This is a genomic window from Paraburkholderia sp. J94, assembly GCF_905220285.1.
GTDB classification, from domain to species: Bacteria; Pseudomonadota; Gammaproteobacteria; order Burkholderiales; family Burkholderiaceae; genus Paraburkholderia; species Paraburkholderia tropica_A.
Genome location: NZ_CAJMZH010000010.1, coordinates 70,448 through 91,003 on the forward strand (window position 1 = coordinate 70,448; position 20,556 = coordinate 91,003).

Consider the following 20,556-nt stretch of genomic DNA (forward strand, 5'->3'; position numbering starts at 1 on the left):
TGACTCCTGTGCGCTGCGTGAGCGCGGTTGAATGTTGGGAAAGCGCTGGCTAGTGCGTTGCGGCGTGGACAGTCGTCGCGGATGTGGCCTCGCGCGCCACGTGATCGCAGCGCCCGAACCGGTCGATAGCGAACGCGTCGAGCGGCACCGATGGCGCGCCGTCGAGCATCAACTCGCTCACGGCTTCGCCGCAGGCCGGGCCAAGCTGAAAACCGCTGCCGCAATAGCCGAACGAGTAGTAGAGGCCGCTGGCGGTGCGGCTCGCGGAAATCACGGGCAGCGCGTCTTCCGTGAAGGCTTCGACGCCCGCCCATGCGCGGTTGATGCCCAGATCGCGCAGATGCGGAAACAGATCGACGACCGTGCGCGCGCTTTTCACGAGGCGCATGAAATCGACTTCGCCGTGACGCCCCGGCAAATCGGCATGACCGATCAGCTTGCCGCCGATCACGACCGTGCCGTTGTCGAACTGCTTGAACGAGAGCGGCCGCCCGGTTGCGCCGAGCGTCGCGCGGCAGAACGGCGCAACGCGCTGCGTCACCATCAGCATCAGTCCTTCGGGATGCACGGGCACGGGCTCGCCCGCCTGGCGCGCGAGTTCGCCCGACCACGCGCCCGCCGCCACCAGCAGCTTGCGCGCGGCGAAGGTGCCGCGCGGCGTGTGCGCGAGCCAGCGCTCGCCGCGCGGCTCGATGCGCGTGACCGGCGTGCCTTCGAGGAAACGTGCGCCTAGCCGTTGCGCCGCGAGACGGAACGCCGTGGTGGTGCGATAGGGCAGCGCGTAGCCGTCGCGCTCGACCCAGATGCCGCCCGTCACGTGACGCGCGAGCGCGGGTTCGAGTTCGAGCACGCGTTCGCGGTCAATCAGCGTTTCGTGCGTGAAGCCGTGCGCGTTCAGCAGCGCGACGCGCTCGCGGCATTCGTCGAGTTCCGCGTCGGTTTCGGCGATCTTTAGTTGGCCCGACGGCACGAAGCCGCCGTCGTCGCCGATCAGGTCGGGCAGCGTGTGCCAGAGTTCGCGCGAACGCAGCGCGAGCGGAATTTCGGGCAGCGGCCGGCCGAGCGTGCGCACGCCGCCCGCGTTCACGCCCGAAGAATGGCGCGCGACGTAATCGGCTTCGAGCACGATGACGCTCGCGCCGCGCCGCGCGAGATGGAACGCGCTGCTGGTGCCGTGCAGGCCGCCGCCGATCACGAGCACATCGGCTTCCTGCTGCGCGCTGGCGGGTTGTTCATTCACCGGCGAGTTCTCCCAGCGTGATCGGTTTGATCGGCGGACGAATGCGGTAGTAGCCGACTTCGTCCGGCTGGACCTGGCGGGCGTCGGCGATCACTTCGGTCACGGTCAGTCCGCACAGACGCCCCTGGCACGGTCCCATGCCGCAGCGTCCGAACGATTTCGCCTGATTCGGGCCGACGCAGCCGAGCGCGACGAAGCCGCGCAACTCGCCCGCGGTGACTTCCTCGCAGCGGCAGACGATGGTGCTGTCGGCGGGAATGCGGTTGGCGTCGCGCGGACGATAGAGGCTGTCGAGAAACGGCCGGATGCGCATCACGCGCGCGAGCGCCGCGCGGTGCGTTTGTGCCTCGCGCTCGCGCGTGGCCGTGTCGAGCCTGCCCAGTTGCGAAGCCACCGCGAGCGCGGCGAGCGTGCCCTGTTGCGCCGCGGCCTGCGCGCCGCCGATGCCCGCGCCGTCGCCGGCCACGAAGATGCCGGGCACGTCGAGTTCGCCCCAGGCGTCGGTTTGCGGCGTGAAGCAGAGTTGCGCGGCGTCCCAGCGATGCGCCGCGCGCAGCGCCTGGGTGAACTGCGTGTTCGGCACGACGCCTTGATGCAGCAGGATCACCTCGGCTTCGATGCGTTGCGCGCGGCCTTGCGAGGTGAAGGTGAGCGCGGCGGCGCGCTGCGTGCCGTCCGCGCCTTGCGTGCCTTCGATCGCGAGATCGTCGGCGCCTTCGTAGATCGGCACGCGCGCGTCGCGCAGCGTGCGCAGCAATTGCAGGCCTTTGCTCAGGAACGGCCACGCGCGCAGCGCCGACACGAGATGCGACTTCGCGCGCCAGCGGTCTTCGTGACGCGTGGTATCGACGAGCGCGCGGATCGGCACGCCCGCGCGCACATACTGCCAGCCGAGCAGATAGAGCAGCGGGCCGCAGCCCGCGAGCACGGGCGGCGCGGCGGGCACTTCGCCCGCGCTTTTCAGAAGGATTTGCGCCGCGCCCGCCGTGAGCACGCCGGGCAGCGTCCAGCCTGGAATCGGAAAGGGCCGTTCGAGCGCGCCGCTCGCGAGGATCACGCGCTGCGCCGCGAAGCTGCCGACCTTGCCGTCCTTGAGGTAGTGGACCGAGCGCTCGCGCGTGACCTGCCAGACCGTCGCGCCGGGCAGATGGCGCGCGCCCGAGCGGACGAAGTCTTCGGCGAGCGCCGCGCCCGCCGCGTAGTCGGGGCCGAGGATCTCCTTGCGGCGCGCGTCGGCGCGTTCGATGGCGCGGTAGATCTGGCCGCCCACGGCGTTCTGTTCGTCGATCATCACGACCGAGAGGCCCGCGCGCGCCGCGCGCGTGGCGGCGCTCATGCCTGCCGGACCCGCGCCGACCACGACGAGGTCGACGGGTTCGATGTGATCGTTCGATGCGGCGTGGTCAACGGCCATGAGCGTTCTCCAGTGCGGGGGCGTCCTGCATGATTTCCGGCGGCAGATCGCGCGCGCCTTCCTGCGAGCGGATGCGCATGCCGTCGCGCACCTCGACCATGCAGCTCTGGCGCGCGGGCACGCCGTCGATTTCCACGAGGCATTCGAAGCACGCGCCCATCATGCAGTAGGGCGCGCGCGGCGCACCCGAGACCGGCGTCGAGCGAAAGCGCGACACGCCCGCGGCCAGCAGCGCGGCGGCCACGGAGCGGCCGCCCGGCACGCGCAGCGGCGCGTCGTTGAACCAGATGTCGACGGGCGCTTCGGTGCCCGCGAGCGGTTTGAAGAGGGACGAGGTCGGTTGGACGGTCATGGCGGATCCGGTGAGCGATTTCAGAGAGCGTTGGCAAGCGTCAGAGCGCGGCGGCGGGCTGCGCGGCCCGAGCGGCGGCTTCGAAGGCCGCGACCCACTCGGGCGGCGCATCGGGAAAGCGCTGCGCCGAGAGCGCGGGCACTTCCTCCGGCATCGGCTCGCCCGTGATCCACGGCGCGATGCGCAGCGCGTGCGCGGCGGCGAGCGTCACGCCGCTGTGGCAGGTCACGACGAACGCGCCAGGATGCACGGGCGATTCGTCGTAGATCGGAAAGCCATCGGGGCTATAGACGCGCAGCGCCGCCCACATGCGCACGAGCCGCACGTGCTGGAGCATCGGGAACGCGCGCACGCCGCGCCGCGCGATGTCGGCGAGCACGGGCGTGGTCGTGAGATCGTCGAAGCCCGCTTCCTCCATCGAGTCGCCGAATTGCACGGTGCCTTCGTCGGTCTGGCGCACGTTGATGGTCGGATAGCGCAGAAACGGCGCGACGCGCTCGCTCACCAGCACCTGGCCGCGATTGGGCGCGACCGGCGCGTACAAGCCCGCTTGCGGCGCGAGTACGCGGTTGCCGAGGCCCGCCGCGAGCACGATGCGGCCCGCGTGAAACGTGCCCGCCGCGCTCTCGACCGCGAAGCCGCCGCGCTCCGGCACGATGCGCTGCGCATGCGCGCCCGATACGAGCCGCACGCCGCGCCGCTGCATCGACGTATGCAGCGCGCGCAGCAGCTTGAGCGGATTGACGTGGCCGTCCATCGGCGAATAGCTCGCGCCCACGACAGCGGGACCGATGCCCGGCAGCCGCTCGCGCAGTTCGCGATGATCGAGCAATTCGAACGGATAGTCGCCGATCTCGGCTTGCAGCGCGGCGAGCCGCGTCTGCCGTTCACTTAGTTCGGAATCCGAAAAGCAGATGTGAAAACCACCCGGCTGACGCAGCGCGACATCGACGCCGCTTTCTTCGAGCAGGCTGGCGGCGAGCTGTGGCCAGCGCACCGCCGAACTGCGCGACCAGCGCGCGTAGGGCGTGCGGCCATAACCCTTGCCTTGAATCCAGACGAGGCCGAAATTGCCGCGCGAGGCGCGAAAACCGCCGTCGTCCTCGTCGAGCACGGTCACGCGTGCGCCCTCGCGCGCGAGTCCCCAGGCGACGGCGGAGCCCACGAGGCCGCCGCCGATCACGAGCACATCGGGGCTGGGGGTGTGAGTCATCGGGTTTCTCCGATCAGGATGCGGTCCAGCCCGACCATGCGGTCGAGCACCAGCATCAGCGCGACCGTGCCGACGATCAGCACCGCCGACACCGAGGTGACGAGCGGATCGATCGTCTGCGCGATCTGGTTGTACATGGCGACGGGCAGCGTGGTCGTGCCAGGCGTCGCGACGAAAATGGTCATGGTCAGCTCGTCGAAACTCTGGATGAACGAGAGCACCCAGCCGCCCGCCACGCCGGTGCGGATCATCGGCAGCACCACGCGCCGGAACGCGGTGAGGCGGCTCGCGCCGCACGAGAGCGCTGCGCGTTCGGCGTCGCGATCGAGACCGATGGCGGAGGAGAGTGCGAGGCGCAGCGCGTAGGGCAGCACGATCACCACGTGCGCCGCGACGAGCGCCCAGAACGAGCCGCTCAGATGCAGCAGCGAGAGAAAGCGCAGGAACGCGATGCCGAGCACGACGGCGGGGATCATCATCGGCGAGAGAAAGAAGCTCGTGAGCGCGCCGCGTCCGGGAAAGCGATAGCGCGCGATGGCGAGCGCGGCGGGCACCGCGAGCACGACGCCGATGGTGGCCGCCGCGAACGCGAGGCGCGTCGAGAGCCAGAATGCCGAGACGATGTCGGCGTTGTCGAGAATCGCGCGAAACCAGCGCAGCGACGCGCCGTCGAAGGGCATCGAGATATAGCCCTTGTCCGTGAACGCGACCAGCATCACGACCGCGAGCGGCGCGACGATGAAGGTGAGAAACAGCGCGTTGAAGGCGAGGCCGAGAAAACCGTTGCGTTGCATGGCGTCTCCTTCAATCGAAAATGTGCTTGAAGCGGCGTTCGGCGAGGCGGCTGCAACCCATCACGATCGCCACGTTGGCGATCAGCAGCAGCACCGCGATGCTCGCGCCCAGCGGCCAGTTCAGCGTGCCGAGGAATTCGTCGTAGGCGGCGGTGGCGACCACCTTGAGGCGGCGGCCGCCGATCAGCGCGGGCGTGGCGAACGCCGAGGCCGAGAGCGCGAACACGATGATCGAACCCGAGAGCACGCCCGGCAGGATCTGCGGCAGCACCACGCGGCGGAACACGCGCCAGCGCGAAGCGCCGAGCGAGAGGCCCGCCCATTCGACTTGCGGATCGAGCTTTTGCAGCGTGGCCCAGACCGACATCACCATGAACGGCACCAGCACATGCGTGAGCGCGATGATCGTGCCGGTCATCGTGAAGACGAGGCGCACGGGTTCGTCGGTGATGTGCAGTGCTTGCAGCGCGTTGTTGAGCACGCCGTTGTTGCCGAGCAGAATCTGCCAGCCGAGCGTGCGCACGACCACGGAAATCAGCAGCGGGCCGAGCACGATCAGCAGGCAGATCGATTGCCACGGTTTGCGCATGCGCGCGAGCACGATGGTTTCCGGCACGCCGAGCACGATGGAAAGCAGCGTGACCGCGAAGGCGAGCCCGGCCGTGCGCAGGAAGATCACGCCATAGTAAGGATCGCTGACGACTTCGAGATAGTTCGAAATCGTCCAGCCGCGCTGCACGCCCGCGAGATCGTTGAAGGTGTGAAACGACAGCACCAGCGTGAGCAGCAGCGGTGCGAGCAGCAGCGTGAGGAACAGCACGAGCGCGGGCGCGGAGAGCAGCCAGGGCGCGGCGCCGCCGCGCGGATCGTCAAGCGTGGCCATGAGCGCCCTCCCGCGTGAGCACGCGCAGATCGTCGTCGGTCCAGGCGAGGCCGACTTCGTGGCCTTCTTCGGGCGGCGGCGCGCCCGTGTTCGTCTGCGCCACGTGCAGCCTGCCCAGTTCCGTATCGACCACGAGCAGCCACTGGTTGCCGACGAACACGCGCGTGGCGATGCGGCCGTGCACGCGGGCGTCTCCATTCGCCAGGCGCATCTTCTCCGGGCGGATATAAACATGCACCGAACCGGCGACCTCGCGGCCTTCGTGCGGCACGTGCAGCGTCGTGGTCGCCACGGCCACTTCGGCGCAACGCGGATTGCGGCGCAGCACCTCGCCAGCGAGCGAGTTGGTGCGGCCGAGGAAGGTGGAGGCGAACGGCGTCGCGGGACGCTCGTAGGCGTCGAACGGCGTGCTCAGTTGCGCGATCGTGCCGCGATGCATGACGGCGATGCGGTCGCTCATCGTCATCGCTTCGACCTGATCGTGCGTGACGAGAATCGTCGTGATGCCGAGCCGCTTCTGGATCGCGCGCAGTTCGATGTGCATCTCTTCGCGCAGCTTGGCGTCGAGATTCGACATCGGTTCGTCGAGCAGCAGCAGTTCCGGCTGCATGGCGATGGCGCGCGCGATCGCCACGCGCTGACGCTGGCCGCCGGAGAGTTCCTTCGGATAGCGCGCGTCAAGGCCCGAGAGACGCACGAGCGCGAGCGCTTCGCTGATGCGCTCGGCACGCTGCGCACGCGGCATCTTGCGCATTTCGAGCCCGAAGCCCACGTTGGCCGCCACTGTCATGTGCGGGAACAGCGCGTAGCTCTGGAACACCACGCCGATGCCGCGTTTTTCGGGCCGCAGTTGCGTGATGTCGCGACCGTCGAGCGTCACGCGTCCGGTGCTCGGCGCGACGAAACCCGCGATCATCTGCAACGTGGTGGTCTTGCCGCAGCCCGAGGGACCGAGCAGCGAAAGAAACTCGCCGCGTTCCACCGAGAGGTCGAGTTGCTCGATCGCCGTGAAGTCGCCGTAGCGCTTCGAGATGCCTTGCAGGGTGAGAAAGCTCATGCGCGCAGTCCTTGAAAAGCCGTGGCCAGACGAATCGTTGCGGGCTCAGCGCTCGACCGAGCGGTTCCAGCGTTCGGTCCACTCGGTGCGATGCTGGTTGATGGTGGTCCAGTCCATCGCCGTGAGCTTTCCGATCTGGTCGGGGCCGTAGGGCACGCGCGCGGCGACGTCCGGCGTGAGCTTGACGGTCTTGTTGACGGGGCCGAGCCCGATGGCCTGCGCCTGCATCGCCTGCACCTCGGGGCTCAGCAGATACTGGATGAACTGCTGCGAGAGTTGCGGCTGGGCGTTTTCGGCGAGCGCGCACGCGGCCACCTGGAGCGCCACGCCGCCTTCCTTCGGGTAGATGAACTTGAGCGGGAAGCCGGTGTTTTGCAGCGCCACGGCGCGGCCGCTGCCATAGGGCGCGGCGATCACGTCGCCGCCTTGCATGAGGCCGTCCATCTCGCCGGGCGTGGGCGCCCACGAAAGCACGTTCGGCGCGACCTGCTTCGTCATCGCCGTGAAGCCGGGGTCGATGTTCTTCTCGCCGCCGCCGTTCAGGCGCGCGAGCATCACGAGCGTGTGCAGGCCGTAGGTGTTGGTGATCGGCGGCACACCGAGCTTGCCCTTCAGGCGCGGGTCTTCGAGCGACTTCCACGAATCGGGCGCGGGCAGGCCGAGTTTCTTGAACGCGTCCGCGTTATAGCCGATGCCGGTCGCCACCATGCCGACGCCCACGGCGTTCGGGCCGAGCCGCGCGAGCGGGTAGAGGTCCTTCATGACGGGCGCGTCGTCGACCTTGGCGCACAGGCCGAGCTGCATCGCCTGGTACATGGGGCCGTCGTCCATCACGGCGACGTTGATCTGCTGATGGCCTTTCTGCGCCTGCAATTTGGCGAGCGTGTCGCTGGAATTGCCCGCGACGTAGACGATTTTTACGTCGTGCGCCTTCTCGAACGGCGGAATCACCTTCTGACGATAAAGCTGCTCGTTCGAGCCGCCCACATTCGCGACGTAGAGCGTGGTTTCGGCGTGGGCGAGCTGGGCGGAACCGAGTGCGGCGCCGAAGGTGGCGCTGAAGGCAAGAAGCGCGGCGGTGCGGGGCAGGGTGAAACGAAGCGAGCGGCGGCGCAAGGCGTGATCCATGACGACGAACTCCATTCGATTGTGGGGGCCGGCGGCGTAGGACTGGTGCGCCGATGGATTGCAGTCTCGCCCGCGTTATTCATATCGTCCAATACGAATAAAATAGCCATCTATGCACAGATGATATGGATCAGGGTTAAGCCCAGGAGGGTTGGCAATGAATCTGAAGCACGTCGAGGCGTTCCGCGCGGTGATGGTCTCGGGCTCGATGACGGCCGCCGCGAAGGCGCTGTTCACCTCGCAGCCCAATGTGAGCCGCCTCATCTCGCAGCTCGAACGCGATACCGGTCTCAAGCTGTTTCAGCGCGTGGGCGTGCGGCTCATTCCGACGAGCGAGGGCGAGGCGTTCTTTCGCGAAGTCGAGCGCGCGTATGTGGGTCTGCAAGGGCTCGCGAACGCGGCGGCGCAGATCCGCAATCTGGGCAGCGGGCGTTTGCGTATCGCGGCGATGCCGTCGGCGGGTCTCACGCTTGTGCCGCACGCGCTCAAGCGGTTTCAGGACCGCTATCCGGGCGTGACGGTTTCGCTGCACGTGAATACGTCGGGCACGGTCAATCACTGGACCGCTTCGCAGTTTTGCGATCTGGGCGTGGCCGTCTATGTGAGCGAGGCGTCGAATTGCGAAGTCGAATTGCTCTCGACGGTGGCGGCTGTGTGCGTGATGCCCGCGCATCACCGGCTCGCGAAGAAGAAGTCGATCCGCCCCGAGGATCTCGAAGGCGAATCGTTTATTTCGCTATGTCACGGCGACGGCACACGCGCGCAGATGGACGAAGTGTTCCTGCGCGCGGGCGTGGAGCGGGTGCTCGCGATCGAGGCGCAGTACACGGCGATCTGTTGCGAAATGGTCCGCAGCGGCATGGGCGTGACGCTCGCGCATCCGATCGTCGCGCGCGATTTCGCCGGACCGGATATCGCGATCCGGCCGTTCGCGCCCGCCGTCATGTTCCCGATGTATCTGCTGTTTCCGCCGAACCGGCCGCGTGAGCGGCTGGCGTCGGCGTTCGTGGAAGTGCTGGCGGAAACGCACGACGCGCTCGTCAGCAAACCCTCGGAGAAAGCGCGGACGCGCGGCTAGCGTTCCTGCGCTTCGCGTTGCGCCATGCGTGCCCGCTGCGCGGGCAGATCGATACGGCTCCACGGAGTCGCGGCCCAATGGCGTTGCTCGAAGGCGTCGATGGCATCGGCGTCGCGCAAGGTCATGCCGATCATGTCGAGCCCTTCCACAAGCATCTGTTTCTGGCGCGCGGGCAGGTCGAACGCGTAGCGCTGGCCCGATGGCGAATGCACCACTTGCCCGTCGACGTCGATCGTCAATGGCTTGTTCTCGCCGTGCTCGATCTCGCGCACGAGCGCCTCGATCTGATCGGGCGGCAGCACTACGAGCAGCAGACGATTGTTGGCCGCGTTGAAGTAGAAAATCTCGCCATAGCTCGGCGCGATCACGGCTTCGAAACCGGCTTGCTGCAAGCCCCAGACGGCATGTTCGCGGCTCGATCCGCAGCCGAAGTTCGCGCCGCCGATCAGGATTTTCGCGTCGCGATACGCGTCCTGGTTCAGCACGAATTGATCGCGCGCGCGGCCCTCGGAATCGAAGCGCAAGTCGTACAGCAGACCGCGCGCGAGCCCCGTTTTGTCGATGCCGAGCAGGAACTGCTTGGGCATGATCTGGTCGGTGTCGAGATTGTTGATCGGCAGCGGCGCGGCCACGCCGGTGATGTCGTGCGCGTTAGCCATGCGCGAACTCCTTGCGAATGTCGACGATGCGTCCGGCGAGCGCGGCGGCGGCGGCCATCGCGGGACTCATCAGATGGGTTTGACTGCCGCGTCCCTGGCGGCCTTCGAAGTTGCGGTTGGTCGTCGAGGCGCAGCGTTCGCCGGGCGCGAGCACGTCGTCGTTCATCGCGAGGCACATCGAGCAGCCGGGCTGACGCCATTCGAAGCCCGCGTCGATCAGCACTTGCGCGAGGCCTTCGCGCTCGGCCTGATCGCGCACCATGCCCGAGCCCGGCACGACCATCGCGCGCACCGTGGGCGCCACCTTGCGGCCGCGCACGACGCTCGCGACCTCGCGCAAGTCCTCGATACGCGCGTTCGTGCACGAGCCGATGAACACGCGATCGATCGGCGTGCCTTCGATCGGCGCGCCCGCGGGCAGCGCGATGTAGTCGAGCGCTTTTTTCAGCGTGGAGGCGTCGAGGCCCGTATCGGCTTCGCTTTCGCCCAGTCGCGGCAGGCGGCCATCGACGGGAATCGCCTGGTCGGGACTCGTGCCCCAGGTGACGAACGGCGCGACCTTGCTGGCATCGAAGCGATGCTCGATATCGAATCCGGCCTGCGGGTCCGAGCGTAGTTGCGCCCACGCCTCGCACGCGGCGTCGAGCGTGGCCGCATCGAGCGCATCGTGCTCGCGAATTGCGCGGCGCACGTAGTCGAGCGTCGTGGTGTCCGGCGCGATCAGCGCGGCGCGCGCACCGGCTTCGACCGTCATGTTGCACAGGGTCATGCGCGCTTCGGCGCTCAGCGCGGCGATCGCCTCGCCCGCATATTCGACCGCGTAGCCGCGCGCGCCTTGCGCGCCGATCGTCGCGATGATGTCGAGCACGAGATCCTTCGCCGTCGTGCCCAGAGGCAGCACGCCGTCCACGGTGATGCGCATGTCTTTCGCCACGCGATAGACGAGCGTTTGCGTGGCCAGCACGTGCTCGACTTCCGAGGTGCCGATGCCGAAACCCAGCGCGCCGAGCGCGCCGTAAGTCGTCGTGTGGCTGTCGCCGCAGAGCACGACCATGCCGGGCCGGATCAGGCCGATCTCGGGCGCGACCACGTGTTCGATGCCCTGCATCGGATCGTCGACGTCGAACAGATGAATGCCTTGTTCCGCGCAGTTGCGCGTGAAATTGGCCGCCTGCTTCGCCGCATCGACGATCTCGATCGTGCGCGCGGCGACGGCCACCGGCCGCGTGGGTATGACGTGATCGACCACGCCCATTTGCTGACGCGGACGGCGCACGCGCAACTGCTTCTCGCGCAGTCCCGTGAACGCTTGCGGGCTGGTGTATTCGTTCATGATGTGCAGATCGGCGTAGAGCAGCACGTGATCGGCATCGAGCGTCGAAACGGTGTGCGTCCCGACGAGTTTTTGGTAGAGCGTTTGGGCGGACATGGTCAGGCGGCGACGTGAGTCGCGGTCGTATCGGTGAGAAACGGCAGCACGCGTTCGAGCAGCCGATCGGGCGCTTCCTCGGGGATGTAGTGGCCGCAGGGCAGCGCGCCGCCTTCGACGGTCGGGCTCCACTTGCGCCATTCTGCGAGCGGATCGAAGCATTGCCCGACCACGCCCTGCGCGCCCCAGAGCGCGAGAAACGGACATGCGATGCGCTTGCCCGCCGCGAGATCGGCGCGGTCGTGTTCGAGGTCGATCGTGATCGACGCGCGATAGTCCTCGCAGATGCCGTGCGCGGTGGCCGGGTCGGACAGGCAGCGCAGATATTCGGCGTAGGCCTCGGGCGTGAACGGCGCGAGGCCCGCGCTGCGCGCGCCGATGGTCTGCTTCAGGTACAGGTCGGGATCGGCGCGGATCAGCGTTTCGGGGAACGGCGCGGGGCGCACGAGAAAGAACCAGTGCCAATAGGCGCGCGCGAATGCGAACGAGGTCTGCTCGTACATCGCGAGCGTCGGCGCCACGTCGAGCGTGACGAGCCGCGTGACCGCGTGCGGATGGTCGAGCGCCATGCGCGCGGCGACGCGTCCGCCGCGATCGTGTCCGATCACCGCGAACGAGTCGAAGCCGAGCCGCTGCATCAACGCAACCTGATCGAGCGCCATGGCGCGCTTGGCGTAGTTCGCGTGATCGGCGTCGCCTGTGGGTTTGGCGCTGTCGCCGTAGCCGCGCAGATCGGCGCAGACGACCGTGAAGCGTTCCGCGAGCGCGGGCGTCACCTTGTGCCAGATCGCATGCGTTTGCGGATGACCGTGCAGCAAGAGCAGCGCGGGGCCGCTGCCGCCACGGATCGCATGAATGTCGATGCCGTCGACCGGCATGGACACATCGCTGAAACCTTCGAACATCGTTGTCTCCCAAGTGCGAATCGAGTCTAATTGATAACCTGATCGATTGGGTTTCCGAAAAGGCAATCCGGTCGTAACCTGACGGAACGAATCGCGGAGCCTGTCTCACGCGATTCGGGGCCGCGCAATTGCACAAAGGACTCGTGAGTCATGGACGGTTTTTCCGACCTGAATCTTTTCGCGCTCGTCGCGCGGCATCGCAATCTCGCGGCGGCGGCGCGCGAAATCGGCGTGACGCCGCCTGCTGTGAGCAAGCGCCTCGCGCAACTCGAACGGCGGCTCGGCGTGCGTCTGATGAACCGCACCACGCGCCGTTTGAGCCTGACGCCGGAGGGCGAGCTGTATCTCGCGAACGGCTTGCGCATACTCGACGAGCTTTCCGAACTCGAACAACTCGTCGGGCGCGGACGCGGCGAGCCGACCGGCATGCTGCGCGTGAATGCGTCGTTCGGTTTTGGGCGCGCGTATATCGCGCCGGCCATTTCGGCATTCGTCGAGCGTTATCCGGCGATGCAGATTCAGCTTCATCTGACCGACCGGCCGCTGAATCTTCAGGACGAGGGTTTCGACGTGGGCATCCGCTTCGGCGAGGCGCCCGATGCGCGCGTGAATGCGCGTCTGCTGCTGGCGAACCGGCGCATGGCGTGCGCGTCGCCCGCTTATTTACAGCGCAATGGAACGCCCGCCACGCCGCACGACCTCGCGCGGCATGCGTGCATCGTGTTGCGCGAGAACGAGTCGGCGTATGGCACCTGGCATTTCTCGCGCGGCAAGCGCACGGAAACGGTGAAGGTGAACGGCGCGCTGTCGACGAACGACGGCGGCGCGGCGCTGCAATGGGCACTCGACGGGCGCGGCATCGTCGTGCGTTCAGAGTGGGAGTTGCGCGGGCCGATCGAGAGCGGTGCGCTCGTGCCTTTGCTCGGCGCGTGGACGCTGCCCAACGCCGATATTCATGCGATTTATCTCGAACGGCATCGGCTTTCGGCGAAGCTGCGGACGTTTATCGATTTTCTGGGGGACTATCTGCGAGCAAGTTGAATGGCTGCGTGCAGAGGGGGCGATGCATCAGATGATCAGTTGACCTAGCTGCCACAGTCCGAGCGCGCCCAGCAGCGCGGCCGAGCTGAGATTGACGGCGCGTTGCCAGCGCTCGTCGAAACGATCGCGCAAATAGCCCACGCCGATGGACAGGATCAGCCACCAGAGCGCCGAGCCCATCAGCACGCCGGCCACCATGACCCACGGCGACGACGAAGGCGCGTGCCCCGCGAGCGCCGCGAATAGCGCCATGAAGGAAAGGATGGTGGTCGGGTTCGAGAGCGTCAGCATGAACGTGCCGGCCACATAGCGCATGAGCTTGCCCGCCGGTGCGTGGACGCCGCTGCTGCGCGCCGCGCTTTGGGTCGCGATGCGCCACGCCAGCCACAGCAGAAAGCCGCCGCCGAACAGGCTCAACCAGAGCTTCAGGCCGAGCAGCCAGGCAATCAGACCGGTGATGCCATACGCGCCGATGGCGCCGTAGACGGCATCGGCGCATGCGGCGCCGAGCCCGGTGGCGAGTCCCGCCAGGCGGCCGTGATCGAGTGTGCGCTGGATGGCCAGCAAGCCGATCTGGCCGACAGGCGCGGCAATCGACAGTCCAAGCAGCAGCGATTGGCCGAAGAGGAGAGGGAGCGAAGTGGGGAGCAGGGTTTCCATGCCGGAAATTTTCGGCTGAAGCCGCAGGCTTGCACAGAATAAAAGGTGAAGCGAAAATCGATTTCACTTTCGATTTTTCAGGTCAAAGCCCGCTATGTCCGAATCCCTGCAACTCGATACCAAGGCCTGGGCGCTGCTGATGGCGCTTCAGGAAGATGGCCGCGCGCCGCTCAAGACGCTGGCGCTCGCGGCGGGCTTGTCGGTGCCCGCCACGGTGGAGCGGCTCAAACGCCTGCAGGAAGCCGGTGTGATCCGCTCGGTGGGCGCGGAAGTGGATCCGGCGCTGGCGGGCTATCCGGTTCGGGCCATCGTCGGCATCACGGTGCAGCAGCCCGGCAAGAAAGCCTTTCTCGACAAGTTGCGCCGCGCGCCCGAAGTGCTCGAATGTCATCACGTCGCGGGCGCCGATTCCTATGTCGTGACCGTGGTGTCCCGCAGCCTGGAACAGCTCGAACGCTTTCTCGCCACGATCAACGGCTATGGCGAAACCCGCACGTCGATTGTGTTCTCCACGCCGATTCCGCGTCGCGGTCTGGTCGCGCCGGGATCGGCGCGATGAACCTGGATCGGCGGTTGATGGAGCGGAGGTAACGGCGGGACTTCGCGGTGGGAATGCGGCGAATCGCAGGGCTGCACGTGAATCGTGCGGTTGGGCTTGAAGGTCGGCCACGCCAGCCCGCTCAACGGCGGCGCGCCTTCAATGATTCAGTTCATCGAGCCGCATACCGTTCGTGCGCGGACCGAACAGGCCGATCGACAAGGCCACCACGCACATGCAGCCCGTGATGCCCGTGAACGCCCCGGCCACGCCGAAGTCCCGCAGCAGCGCCGCGATAAAGAAGCCGGAAAACATCGCGCCGATACGGCTCGCCGAATAGACGAGTCCGTTCGCGCGGCAGCGGATCGCGGTCGGAAAGAGTTCGGCCTGATAGGCGTGATAGCACACCGAAATCGTCTGCCCCGCGAAGCTGATCAGCACGCCGAGCGCGATCAGCATCGTCACGTTGCGCGTTTGCGCGAACGCGAGCCCGCTGACGATCACGACCAGCGCGCCGCCGACGATCAGCCACTTTCGCTGCACGCGGTCGGCGTAGAGCATCGAGAGCATCGGGCCGACCGGCAGCGCGAACGCGATGATGAACGAATAAAGCAGGCTTTTCGTGATCGTGATGCCTTGCCCGATCAGCAGCGTCGGCACCCAGTTCGCGAAGCCGTAATAGCCGATCGCCTGGCACAGATTGAACACGACGAGCATCAGGAAACGCGATCGGTACGGCGGCTGAAGCAGTTCGGCGAACGACGCGCGTCGATGCTCGGGCTGCACGACGACCGGATGCGGCGTTGGCAGCGGCGCGCGCGATTGCCTGGCGACGACGGTCTCGATGCGCGCAACGATCGTCTCCGCCGCTTCGGGCCGTCCATGCGACGCAAGCCAGCGCGGACTTTCCGGCACTGCGCGCCGCACGAACCAGACGACGAGCGCGCCCGCCGATCCCGCCAGCACGACAATGCGCCAGCCGTCGATGCCGAACAGCGCGGTCGGCACGAGCCAGTACGAGAGGATCGCGGAGACCGGCGCGGCGGCGAACATCACCATCTGGTTGAACGCCATTGCGCGTCCGCGTATGTGTTGCGGCACCAGCTCCGTCACGTAACTGTCGATCGTGATGATCTCGACGCCCACGCCGATGCCGGTGACGAAGCGCCAGAACAGCAGCGCTTCCGGCGAGGTCTGGAACGCCATGATCGCCGAGCCGACCGAATACCAGAGCAGCGAAATCGTGAACACGCTGCGCCGCCCGAAGCGGTCCGGCAGCCAGCCGAAGCAGAACGTCCCGACAAAGAGTCCGGCAAACGTCGCCGCGATGAAACCCGCGATGCCGTTCCAGCCGAAAAACGTGTGCGTCGTCGTGGCGAGCACGCCGCTTTTCGCCATGCCGGGCGCAATGTAGCCGGTGAAAATCAGATCGTAGATTTCGAAGAAGCCGCCGAGCGAAATCAGCAGGACGAGCATCCAGAGATGCCGCGTCATGGGCAGGCGATCGATGCGCGCCGAGATTTCCGCGCCGGGCTGAACGCCGACGCGCACGGACGACGGGACGAGCGGGACGGCGCCCGCGGGGACGGTCTGCTGCATGAATGTCTCCTGATGTTCCAAGAAATGGCATTTCTGACGAATGCTCATGGATGGCGTGAGGCGTCAGTCCGTCATGGCGGCTGACTGTTTTTGCGCGCGGCGCGGTTCATGCGCTGACCCGCGCCTTGAGCCGCGAGAGGATTTCCTGCGTGTGTTCGCCGACGCGCGCGAGCGCCTGGCGCACGCCCGGACGGCGGCCGCCCATCGTGATCGGCAGCAGCACGACGTCGGTCGTGCCGCCGTCGTCGGTTTGCATCGGCACGAGACCGCCGCTCGCCTTCAGATGCGGATCGTTCATCAGCTGATCGGGACGCACGATCGGCGCATAGGGAATGCCGGCGGCTTCGAGCCTGGGCGCGAGTTCATCGACATGGCGATGTTTGAGGATGTCGCCGAGACGGGCCAGCAATTCCGCACGGACGGCGACGCGCAGCGCGTTGGTCGCGAAACGCGGCTCCTGCGCGAGGTGCGGACAGTGCAGCACATCGCACAGCGTGACGAACTGCTTGTCGCTCACCGCGCCGATAAAAAGCTGCTCGTCACCGGCGAGCGTGAACACGTCGTAGACGCTCCACGCCGAGACGCGCGACGGCATCGGCGGCGGCGCTTCGTTCGTCATCGCGAACTGCTGCATGTGTTGCGACGAGAGAAACACGCAGTTCTCGAACAGCGCGCTCTGCACTTCCTGACCGAGCCCCGTCGATTCGCGTTCGCGCAACGCGGCCAGCACGCCGATCGCGCCGAACATGCCGCCCATGATGTCGTTGACCGACGTGCCCGCGCGCAGCGGCCGGCCGGCGGGGCCGGTCATGTACGACAGGCCGCCCATCATCTGCACGACCTCGTCGAGCGCGAGGCGCTTCTCGTACGGCCCCGGCAGGAAGCCCTTGTGCGAGACGTAGATCAGGCGCGGATTGCGCGCCGAAAGCGTGTCGTAGTCGAGGCCCATCTTCTGCATCAGGCCGGGGCGGAAGTTCTCGATCATCACGTCGCAGGTCCCGGCCAGTTCGGCGGCCGTTTCGCGGCCCTCCGGCGTGGCGAGGTCGATCACGACGCTTTTCTTGTTGCGGTTGAACGAGCGGAAAAAGCCGATGCCGAGGCCCGGCAGCGTGCGCGTCTTGTCGCCATCGGGCGGCTCGATCTTGATGACTTCGGCGCCGAGATCGGCGAGGATCATGCCGCACGTCGGTCCCATCACCATGTGCGTGAACTCGATCACCCGTACGCCGTCGAGCGGCAATCGCGTGGTGTTGGCCATGTCGGTTTCCTCAGGCGGTCAGCGCGGCGCGAGTCGACGCGTGCGCGAAAGTGTTGGGCAGGCCGGCGCGCCAGAGCGTGCCGTGCAGGGTTTCGCCGTCGAGCCAGCGCGCCACCTTCGCGCGCAGATCGAGCAGCGCGGGCAGGTCGAGGCCCGTTTCGATGCCCATGTCGGCGAGCATGAAGGCGAGGTCTTCGGTCGACGCGTTGCCGCTCGCGCCCGGCGCATGCGGGCAGCCGCCGATGCCGGCGAGCGTCGCGTCGAAGCGGTTCACGCCGGTTTCGAGCGCCGCGTAGACATTGGCGAGCGCGAGGCCGCGCGTGTCGTGAAAGTGCCCGCACCACAGTCGCTCGCCTGCGATCCGGCGCGCCTTCGCGAACAGGTCGCGCACGGCGTGCGGCCCGGCGTAGCCGACCGTATCGGCGAGGCTCACGCGATCGGCGCCCGCATCGAGCAGCGCCTGCATGCAGCGCAGCACCTCGTCGGGCGCGACGCGGCCTTGAAGCGTGCAGCCGAACGCGGTGCCGATGCCGCCTTCGATCAGCGTCTTCGATCCCGAGGCGTCGCGCACGGCGCGGATGCGGGCGACTTCGGCGATCACTTCGTCGGGCGTTTTGCGCAGATTCGCGAGACTGTGTTCGCGACTCGCGGAGAGCGGCACGAGCAGCAGATCGGCCTGCGCTTCGAGCGCCTTTTCGGCGCCTTTCAGATTCGGCACGAGCACCGACACCGACAGGTCCGGCAGCGTCTTCGCGAAGGCGACCAGTTCGGCGGTATCGGCGAGTTGGGGCAGGAGGCGGGCGGGCACGAACGAGCCGACTTCGATCTCGCGTTGACCGGCCGCGTGGGCGTCGCGAATCCACTCGATTTTTTGTTCAGTCGGAACGATGCGCTGAAGGCTTTGCAAACCGTCGCGAAGGCCGACTTCGCGGATCACGGCGTGCACAGGAAGAGGGGGCATAAAGCTGTCTCCGGGAAACTCGCCGGTCGTCGAATCGCCAGCGTCGTGCTAACTTTAGACATTCCCGAAAACTAGTAAAGCGGCATTCTGGAAGCGTTGTGCTTCCGAACTGGAATGCCACAGGAGACAGAAACGTGCGCGATCTCGACCTGAAAACCTTGCGGCTTTTCGTGGCCGTCTGCGATCACCACAACATCGCGCGGGCCGCCGACGAGGCGCATATCGAGCCTTCGGCGATCAGCAAGCGGATCGCGCAACTCGAAGCGGACCTCGGCGTGCCGCTGCTCGAACGTTCGCGGCGCGGCGTCTCGCCGACCGGTGCGGGCCTCGCGGTGCTCGAACACGCGCGGACGGTGCTGTTCACCGTCGAGCGGATCGGCACCGACGTCGCGGCGTTCGGCGGCGGATTGCGCGGCCGCGTGAGCATGTGCGCGTCGGCCTCGGCGATCGCCGAAACGCTGCTCGACGATGTCGCGTCATTCATGCGCGAGCCGGCCAATGCGAACATCCGCGTGGACGTCGAGGAGCGTCAGTCACACGATCTCGTGCGGCAGTTGCGCGAAGGCGTCGCCAGCATTGGCGTGTGTTGGGACAACGTCGATCTGCAGGGATTGCAGCATCGCGCTTACCGTCGTGATCGTCTCGCGCTGGCGGTGCATCCCGACCATCCGCTTGCGAACAAGCGCTCGATCGCGTTTCGGGAAACCTTCGCGTATGAGCACGTAGGGCTGCCGCCGACGACCGCCGTGCATTCGATGCTGCAACGCGCGGCGGCCAGCGAAGGCACGACGTTGTCGTATCGCGTGATCGTGTCGAGTTTCGATGCGGGATTCCGGGTGGTCGCGGCGGGGCTCGGCATCAGCGTCGTGCCGGAAGAAGTGGCGACGACGTACACGAAGGTGTTCAAGGTGAAGACGATCCCACTCGTCGATGCGTGGGCGGAGCGCCGCTTTGTCGTGTGTTTCAGAAATTTCGACCAGCTACAACCGGCGGCGCAGCGCGTTGTCGATCATCTCGCGCGGCGGGCGGGCGAGGCTCGGTGATTTTTCGGGCGGGTCTTTCGGAAACGTCGCCGGGCGTCGAGGGGGCGCGCGGTGTTAGCGCTCGTCCACGTTCACGGTCACGATCTCGAACCCTGGGTCGGCGTGCTGGCTCGCCGCCAGTTCCGCCTCTTTATACGAGGGAAACGACATGGCCCCTTCAATTTCCGGCGCCATGCCGATATCGCCATCTTCCGCGTGGTAGAGATACTGCGCACCGGTCTTGATCACATAGACGGTCTTCATAGCGTCCTCCTGTCCTGAAACGAAGGTTGGCGACCGGGAGCCAGCTCGGCCGCGCTATGACCATTTTGAGCTTTTCGACCGTTCGATGCCAGGGCGGGCAAATGGCGCGCGGTGGTGTCGTCGTCACCGCGCTGAATTTTTTTGTGGACTAAAGCAGGCCCAACGGCTCGCAAGACAGTTCCGCAAGCGTGGCCTTCATTCGCGAGCGCCAGGAGCACGGCGATTCGCCGACGAACTGCTTGAACACGCGACTGAAGTGCGCCTGATCGCTGAATCCATATTTCTGCGCGACTTCCGACATTTTCAGCGGCAGCGTGACCAGATCGCTTTGCGCCGCGGCGATGCGTTGCCTCAGCCGCCATTGATGCGGCGTGTGTCCCACTTTCTCCCTGAAGGCGCCGAAGAAATGGGCCTTGGACATTTGCACGCACTTTGCGACATCGGCGATCGCGAGTTCGCCGGACAGGTCGGCACCGAGAAGATGCAAGGCGAGCGTGACCCAGGCGTCTGGCGTCGGTGGGCGTAAGGGCGCGCGGTCGTCAGGGAAGGTCGGTGATTTCACGGTGTCTGGTTTTTCTTGTGAGCCGGGAGACTCTGCCCGACCGGCCGTCACGCGTAAATAGACGGTCAATCAAAACACACTTGCTCAGCAGTCAAGAAAGCCCAATCGAGCCTCGCTTCGCTAGTCGCGCGCGCGGTGGATGCCGTGATGTATGCACATGCTGTGTACCTGTCTCGCTGCGCGATTCGGGAACGCAGGCTGCGCGCAATCGCTCGTGCAGCATGGAACAGGCGCGTTTCGCCTGGGGCGATGGGGAGTGGAAAATGGACGGAATCGTGCGGCGGGCGGTGGTGATCGTCGTGTGCGGGCTGGCCCTCGGCGCCTGCAAGAAAGCAAACGATGCCGGCAACGACAGCATGAGCGCTGGACACGGTGGCATCAGTGCGGGCGCGCTGTCGCCGCCCGACACGGGGAAGACGGTGGCGTCGGCGGTGATTGCTTCGGCGGTATCGGCGGCCTCGGCGCGCCAATAGCGCCGCTTTACGTCGAGCGTGCTCGG

General features: G+C 66.7%; 22 protein-coding genes. 5 read left to right on the forward strand and 17 right to left on the reverse strand.

Annotation, left to right across the window (positions count from 1 at the left end; all coding sequences use genetic code 11):
• Positions 1–49: 49 nt before the first annotated feature.
• Genes U4Y88_RS22205 through U4Y88_RS22240 form a run of 8 tightly spaced genes read right to left on the reverse strand, consistent with a single transcriptional unit; the run spans position 50 to position 8,081 of the window.
• Positions 50–1,240 (reverse strand): FAD-binding oxidoreductase, encoded by a 1,191-nt coding sequence (locus U4Y88_RS22205; protein WP_321786384.1) that lies wholly within the window; start codon positions 1,238–1,240, stop codon positions 50–52.
• Positions 1,233–2,654 (reverse strand): FAD-dependent oxidoreductase, encoded by a 1,422-nt coding sequence (locus U4Y88_RS22210; protein WP_224017572.1) that lies wholly within the window; start codon positions 2,652–2,654, stop codon positions 1,233–1,235. Before U4Y88_RS22210 ends, U4Y88_RS22205 begins: the two co-directional genes overlap by 8 nt.
• Complete coding sequence (locus U4Y88_RS22215; protein WP_224017570.1) at positions 2,644–3,006, reverse strand: (2Fe-2S)-binding protein; 363 nt, start codon at positions 3,004–3,006, stop codon at positions 2,644–2,646. Before U4Y88_RS22215 ends, U4Y88_RS22210 begins: the two co-directional genes overlap by 11 nt.
• Positions 3,007–3,046: 40 nt before the next feature.
• Positions 3,047–4,219, reverse strand: a complete 1,173-nt coding sequence (locus U4Y88_RS22220) for an FAD-dependent oxidoreductase (RefSeq protein WP_321786386.1) — start codon at positions 4,217–4,219, stop codon at positions 3,047–3,049.
• The gene (locus U4Y88_RS22225) at positions 4,216–5,013 is read right to left on the reverse strand and encodes an ABC transporter permease (RefSeq protein WP_321786388.1); all 798 of its coding nucleotides are present in this window, start codon (positions 5,011–5,013) and stop codon (positions 4,216–4,218) included. The genes U4Y88_RS22220 and U4Y88_RS22225 overlap by 4 nt, the downstream gene beginning before the upstream one ends.
• Before the next feature lie 10 nt (positions 5,014–5,023).
• Positions 5,024–5,896 (reverse strand): ABC transporter permease, encoded by an 873-nt coding sequence (locus U4Y88_RS22230; protein WP_065062471.1) that lies wholly within the window; start codon positions 5,894–5,896, stop codon positions 5,024–5,026.
• Positions 5,883–6,953, reverse strand: coding sequence for an ABC transporter ATP-binding protein (locus U4Y88_RS22235; protein WP_321786390.1), 1,071 nt, complete (start codon positions 6,951–6,953; stop codon positions 5,883–5,885). Before U4Y88_RS22235 ends, U4Y88_RS22230 begins: the two co-directional genes overlap by 14 nt.
• Positions 6,954–6,998: 45 nt before the next feature.
• On the reverse strand, positions 6,999–8,081 hold the full coding sequence (locus tag U4Y88_RS22240) for an ABC transporter substrate-binding protein (protein ID WP_321786392.1): 1,083 nt from the start codon (positions 8,079–8,081) through the stop codon (positions 6,999–7,001).
• 157 nt (positions 8,082–8,238) lie between these two features.
• Here U4Y88_RS22240 and U4Y88_RS22245 point away from each other — a divergent pair, with 157 nt between their 5' ends.
• Positions 8,239–9,159: a LysR substrate-binding domain-containing protein gene (locus tag U4Y88_RS22245; protein WP_321786393.1), complete on the forward strand. Its 921-nt coding sequence runs from the start codon at positions 8,239–8,241 to the stop codon at positions 9,157–9,159.
• On the opposite strand, the gene leuD is transcribed toward U4Y88_RS22245, so the two are convergent.
• From leuD to U4Y88_RS22260, 3 genes are read right to left on the reverse strand one after another with little or no spacing between them, the layout of a single operon-like run.
• On the reverse strand, positions 9,156–9,818 hold the full coding sequence (gene leuD / locus U4Y88_RS22250; protein ID WP_321786395.1) for a 3-isopropylmalate dehydratase small subunit: 663 nt from the start codon (positions 9,816–9,818) through the stop codon (positions 9,156–9,158). The genes U4Y88_RS22245 and leuD overlap by 4 nt on opposite strands.
• Positions 9,811–11,247: a 3-isopropylmalate dehydratase large subunit gene (gene leuC, locus U4Y88_RS22255; protein ID WP_321786397.1), complete on the reverse strand. Its 1,437-nt coding sequence runs from the start codon at positions 11,245–11,247 to the stop codon at positions 9,811–9,813. The genes leuD and leuC overlap by 8 nt, the downstream gene beginning before the upstream one ends.
• A gap of 2 nt (positions 11,248–11,249) precedes the next feature.
• Positions 11,250–12,152, reverse strand: a complete 903-nt coding sequence (locus U4Y88_RS22260; protein ID WP_321786399.1) for an alpha/beta hydrolase — start codon at positions 12,150–12,152, stop codon at positions 11,250–11,252.
• Between the two features lie 150 nt (positions 12,153–12,302).
• On the opposite strand from U4Y88_RS22260, the gene U4Y88_RS22265 reads away from it, so the two are divergent.
• Complete coding sequence (locus U4Y88_RS22265; RefSeq protein ID WP_321786401.1) at positions 12,303–13,193, forward strand: LysR family transcriptional regulator; 891 nt, start codon at positions 12,303–12,305, stop codon at positions 13,191–13,193.
• Between the two features lie 27 nt (positions 13,194–13,220).
• Here U4Y88_RS22265 and U4Y88_RS22270 read toward each other — a convergent pair whose 3' ends face one another.
• Positions 13,221–13,853, reverse strand: coding sequence for a LysE/ArgO family amino acid transporter (locus tag U4Y88_RS22270; protein WP_321786403.1), 633 nt, complete (start codon positions 13,851–13,853; stop codon positions 13,221–13,223).
• Between the two features lie 94 nt (positions 13,854–13,947).
• Here U4Y88_RS22270 and U4Y88_RS22275 point away from each other — a divergent pair, with 94 nt between their 5' ends.
• Positions 13,948–14,412 (forward strand): Lrp/AsnC family transcriptional regulator, encoded by a 465-nt coding sequence (locus U4Y88_RS22275; RefSeq protein ID WP_224017541.1) that lies wholly within the window; start codon positions 13,948–13,950, stop codon positions 14,410–14,412.
• Between the two features lie 138 nt (positions 14,413–14,550).
• On the opposite strand, the gene U4Y88_RS22280 is transcribed toward U4Y88_RS22275, so the two are convergent.
• The 3 genes from U4Y88_RS22280 to U4Y88_RS22290 form a co-directional block, all read right to left on the reverse strand.
• Positions 14,551–15,990: an MFS transporter gene (locus tag U4Y88_RS22280; RefSeq protein ID WP_321786405.1), complete on the reverse strand. Its 1,440-nt coding sequence runs from the start codon at positions 15,988–15,990 to the stop codon at positions 14,551–14,553.
• 106 nt (positions 15,991–16,096) lie between these two features.
• Positions 16,097–17,248 (reverse strand): CaiB/BaiF CoA-transferase family protein, encoded by a 1,152-nt coding sequence (locus tag U4Y88_RS22285; RefSeq protein WP_321786407.1) that lies wholly within the window; start codon positions 17,246–17,248, stop codon positions 16,097–16,099.
• 10 nt (positions 17,249–17,258) lie between these two features.
• Complete coding sequence (locus U4Y88_RS22290) at positions 17,259–18,209, reverse strand: hydroxymethylglutaryl-CoA lyase (protein ID WP_321786409.1); 951 nt, start codon at positions 18,207–18,209, stop codon at positions 17,259–17,261.
• A 134-nt stretch (positions 18,210–18,343) separates the two neighbouring features.
• Here U4Y88_RS22290 and U4Y88_RS22295 point away from each other — a divergent pair, with 134 nt between their 5' ends.
• A complete protein-coding gene (locus U4Y88_RS22295; protein ID WP_321786411.1) occupies positions 18,344–19,252 on the forward strand; it encodes a LysR family transcriptional regulator in 909 nt (302 codons plus the stop codon).
• A gap of 54 nt (positions 19,253–19,306) precedes the next feature.
• Here U4Y88_RS22295 and U4Y88_RS22300 read toward each other — a convergent pair whose 3' ends face one another.
• Both U4Y88_RS22300 and U4Y88_RS22305 read right to left on the reverse strand, forming a co-directional pair.
• Complete coding sequence (locus U4Y88_RS22300) at positions 19,307–19,495, reverse strand: hypothetical protein (RefSeq protein WP_224017514.1); 189 nt, start codon at positions 19,493–19,495, stop codon at positions 19,307–19,309.
• Positions 19,496–19,643: 148 nt separating this feature from the next.
• On the reverse strand, positions 19,644–20,057 hold the full coding sequence (locus U4Y88_RS22305) for an AraC family transcriptional regulator (protein ID WP_310634226.1): 414 nt from the start codon (positions 20,055–20,057) through the stop codon (positions 19,644–19,646).
• Between the two features lie 263 nt (positions 20,058–20,320).
• Here U4Y88_RS22305 and U4Y88_RS22310 point away from each other — a divergent pair, with 263 nt between their 5' ends.
• Positions 20,321–20,530: a hypothetical protein gene (locus tag U4Y88_RS22310; protein WP_321786413.1), complete on the forward strand. Its 210-nt coding sequence runs from the start codon at positions 20,321–20,323 to the stop codon at positions 20,528–20,530.
• Positions 20,531–20,556: the final 26 nt, after the last annotated feature.

What these genes read in the sequence shown, in the direction of transcription:
- U4Y88_RS22235 (WP_321786390.1), bottom strand. Translation starts at nt 6,953, where the DNA reads ATGAGCTTTCTCACCCTGCAAGGCATCTCGAAGCGCTACGGCGACTTC.
- U4Y88_RS22290 (WP_321786409.1), bottom strand. Translation starts at nt 18,209, where the DNA reads ATGCCCCCTCTTCCTGTGCACGCCGTGATCCGCGAAGTCGGCCTTCGC.
- U4Y88_RS22300 (WP_224017514.1), bottom strand. Translation starts at nt 19,495, where the DNA reads ATGAAGACCGTCTATGTGATCAAGACCGGTGCGCAGTATCTCTACCAC.
- U4Y88_RS22215 (WP_224017570.1), bottom strand. Translation starts at nt 3,006, where the DNA reads ATGACCGTCCAACCGACCTCGTCCCTCTTCAAACCGCTCGCGGGCACC.
- U4Y88_RS22285 (WP_321786407.1), bottom strand. Translation starts at nt 17,248, where the DNA reads ATGGCCAACACCACGCGATTGCCGCTCGACGGCGTACGGGTGATCGAG.
- U4Y88_RS22270 (WP_321786403.1), bottom strand. Translation starts at nt 13,853, where the DNA reads ATGGAAACCCTGCTCCCCACTTCGCTCCCTCTCCTCTTCGGCCAATCG.
- U4Y88_RS22275 (WP_224017541.1), top strand. Translation starts at nt 13,948, where the DNA reads ATGTCCGAATCCCTGCAACTCGATACCAAGGCCTGGGCGCTGCTGATG.
- U4Y88_RS22210 (WP_224017572.1), bottom strand. Translation starts at nt 2,654, where the DNA reads ATGGCCGTTGACCACGCCGCATCGAACGATCACATCGAACCCGTCGAC.
- leuC (WP_321786397.1), bottom strand. Translation starts at nt 11,247, where the DNA reads ATGTCCGCCCAAACGCTCTACCAAAAACTCGTCGGGACGCACACCGTT.
- leuD (WP_321786395.1), bottom strand. Translation starts at nt 9,818, where the DNA reads ATGGCTAACGCGCACGACATCACCGGCGTGGCCGCGCCGCTGCCGATC.
- U4Y88_RS22245 (WP_321786393.1), top strand. Translation starts at nt 8,239, where the DNA reads ATGAATCTGAAGCACGTCGAGGCGTTCCGCGCGGTGATGGTCTCGGGC.
- U4Y88_RS22310 (WP_321786413.1), top strand. Translation starts at nt 20,321, where the DNA reads ATGGACGGAATCGTGCGGCGGGCGGTGGTGATCGTCGTGTGCGGGCTG.
- U4Y88_RS22260 (WP_321786399.1), bottom strand. Translation starts at nt 12,152, where the DNA reads ATGTTCGAAGGTTTCAGCGATGTGTCCATGCCGGTCGACGGCATCGAC.
- U4Y88_RS22225 (WP_321786388.1), bottom strand. Translation starts at nt 5,013, where the DNA reads ATGCAACGCAACGGTTTTCTCGGCCTCGCCTTCAACGCGCTGTTTCTC.
- U4Y88_RS22280 (WP_321786405.1), bottom strand. Translation starts at nt 15,990, where the DNA reads ATGCAGCAGACCGTCCCCGCGGGCGCCGTCCCGCTCGTCCCGTCGTCC.
- U4Y88_RS22240 (WP_321786392.1), bottom strand. Translation starts at nt 8,081, where the DNA reads ATGGATCACGCCTTGCGCCGCCGCTCGCTTCGTTTCACCCTGCCCCGC.
- U4Y88_RS22230 (WP_065062471.1), bottom strand. Translation starts at nt 5,896, where the DNA reads ATGGCCACGCTTGACGATCCGCGCGGCGGCGCCGCGCCCTGGCTGCTC.
- U4Y88_RS22265 (WP_321786401.1), top strand. Translation starts at nt 12,303, where the DNA reads ATGGACGGTTTTTCCGACCTGAATCTTTTCGCGCTCGTCGCGCGGCAT.
- U4Y88_RS22220 (WP_321786386.1), bottom strand. Translation starts at nt 4,219, where the DNA reads ATGACTCACACCCCCAGCCCCGATGTGCTCGTGATCGGCGGCGGCCTC.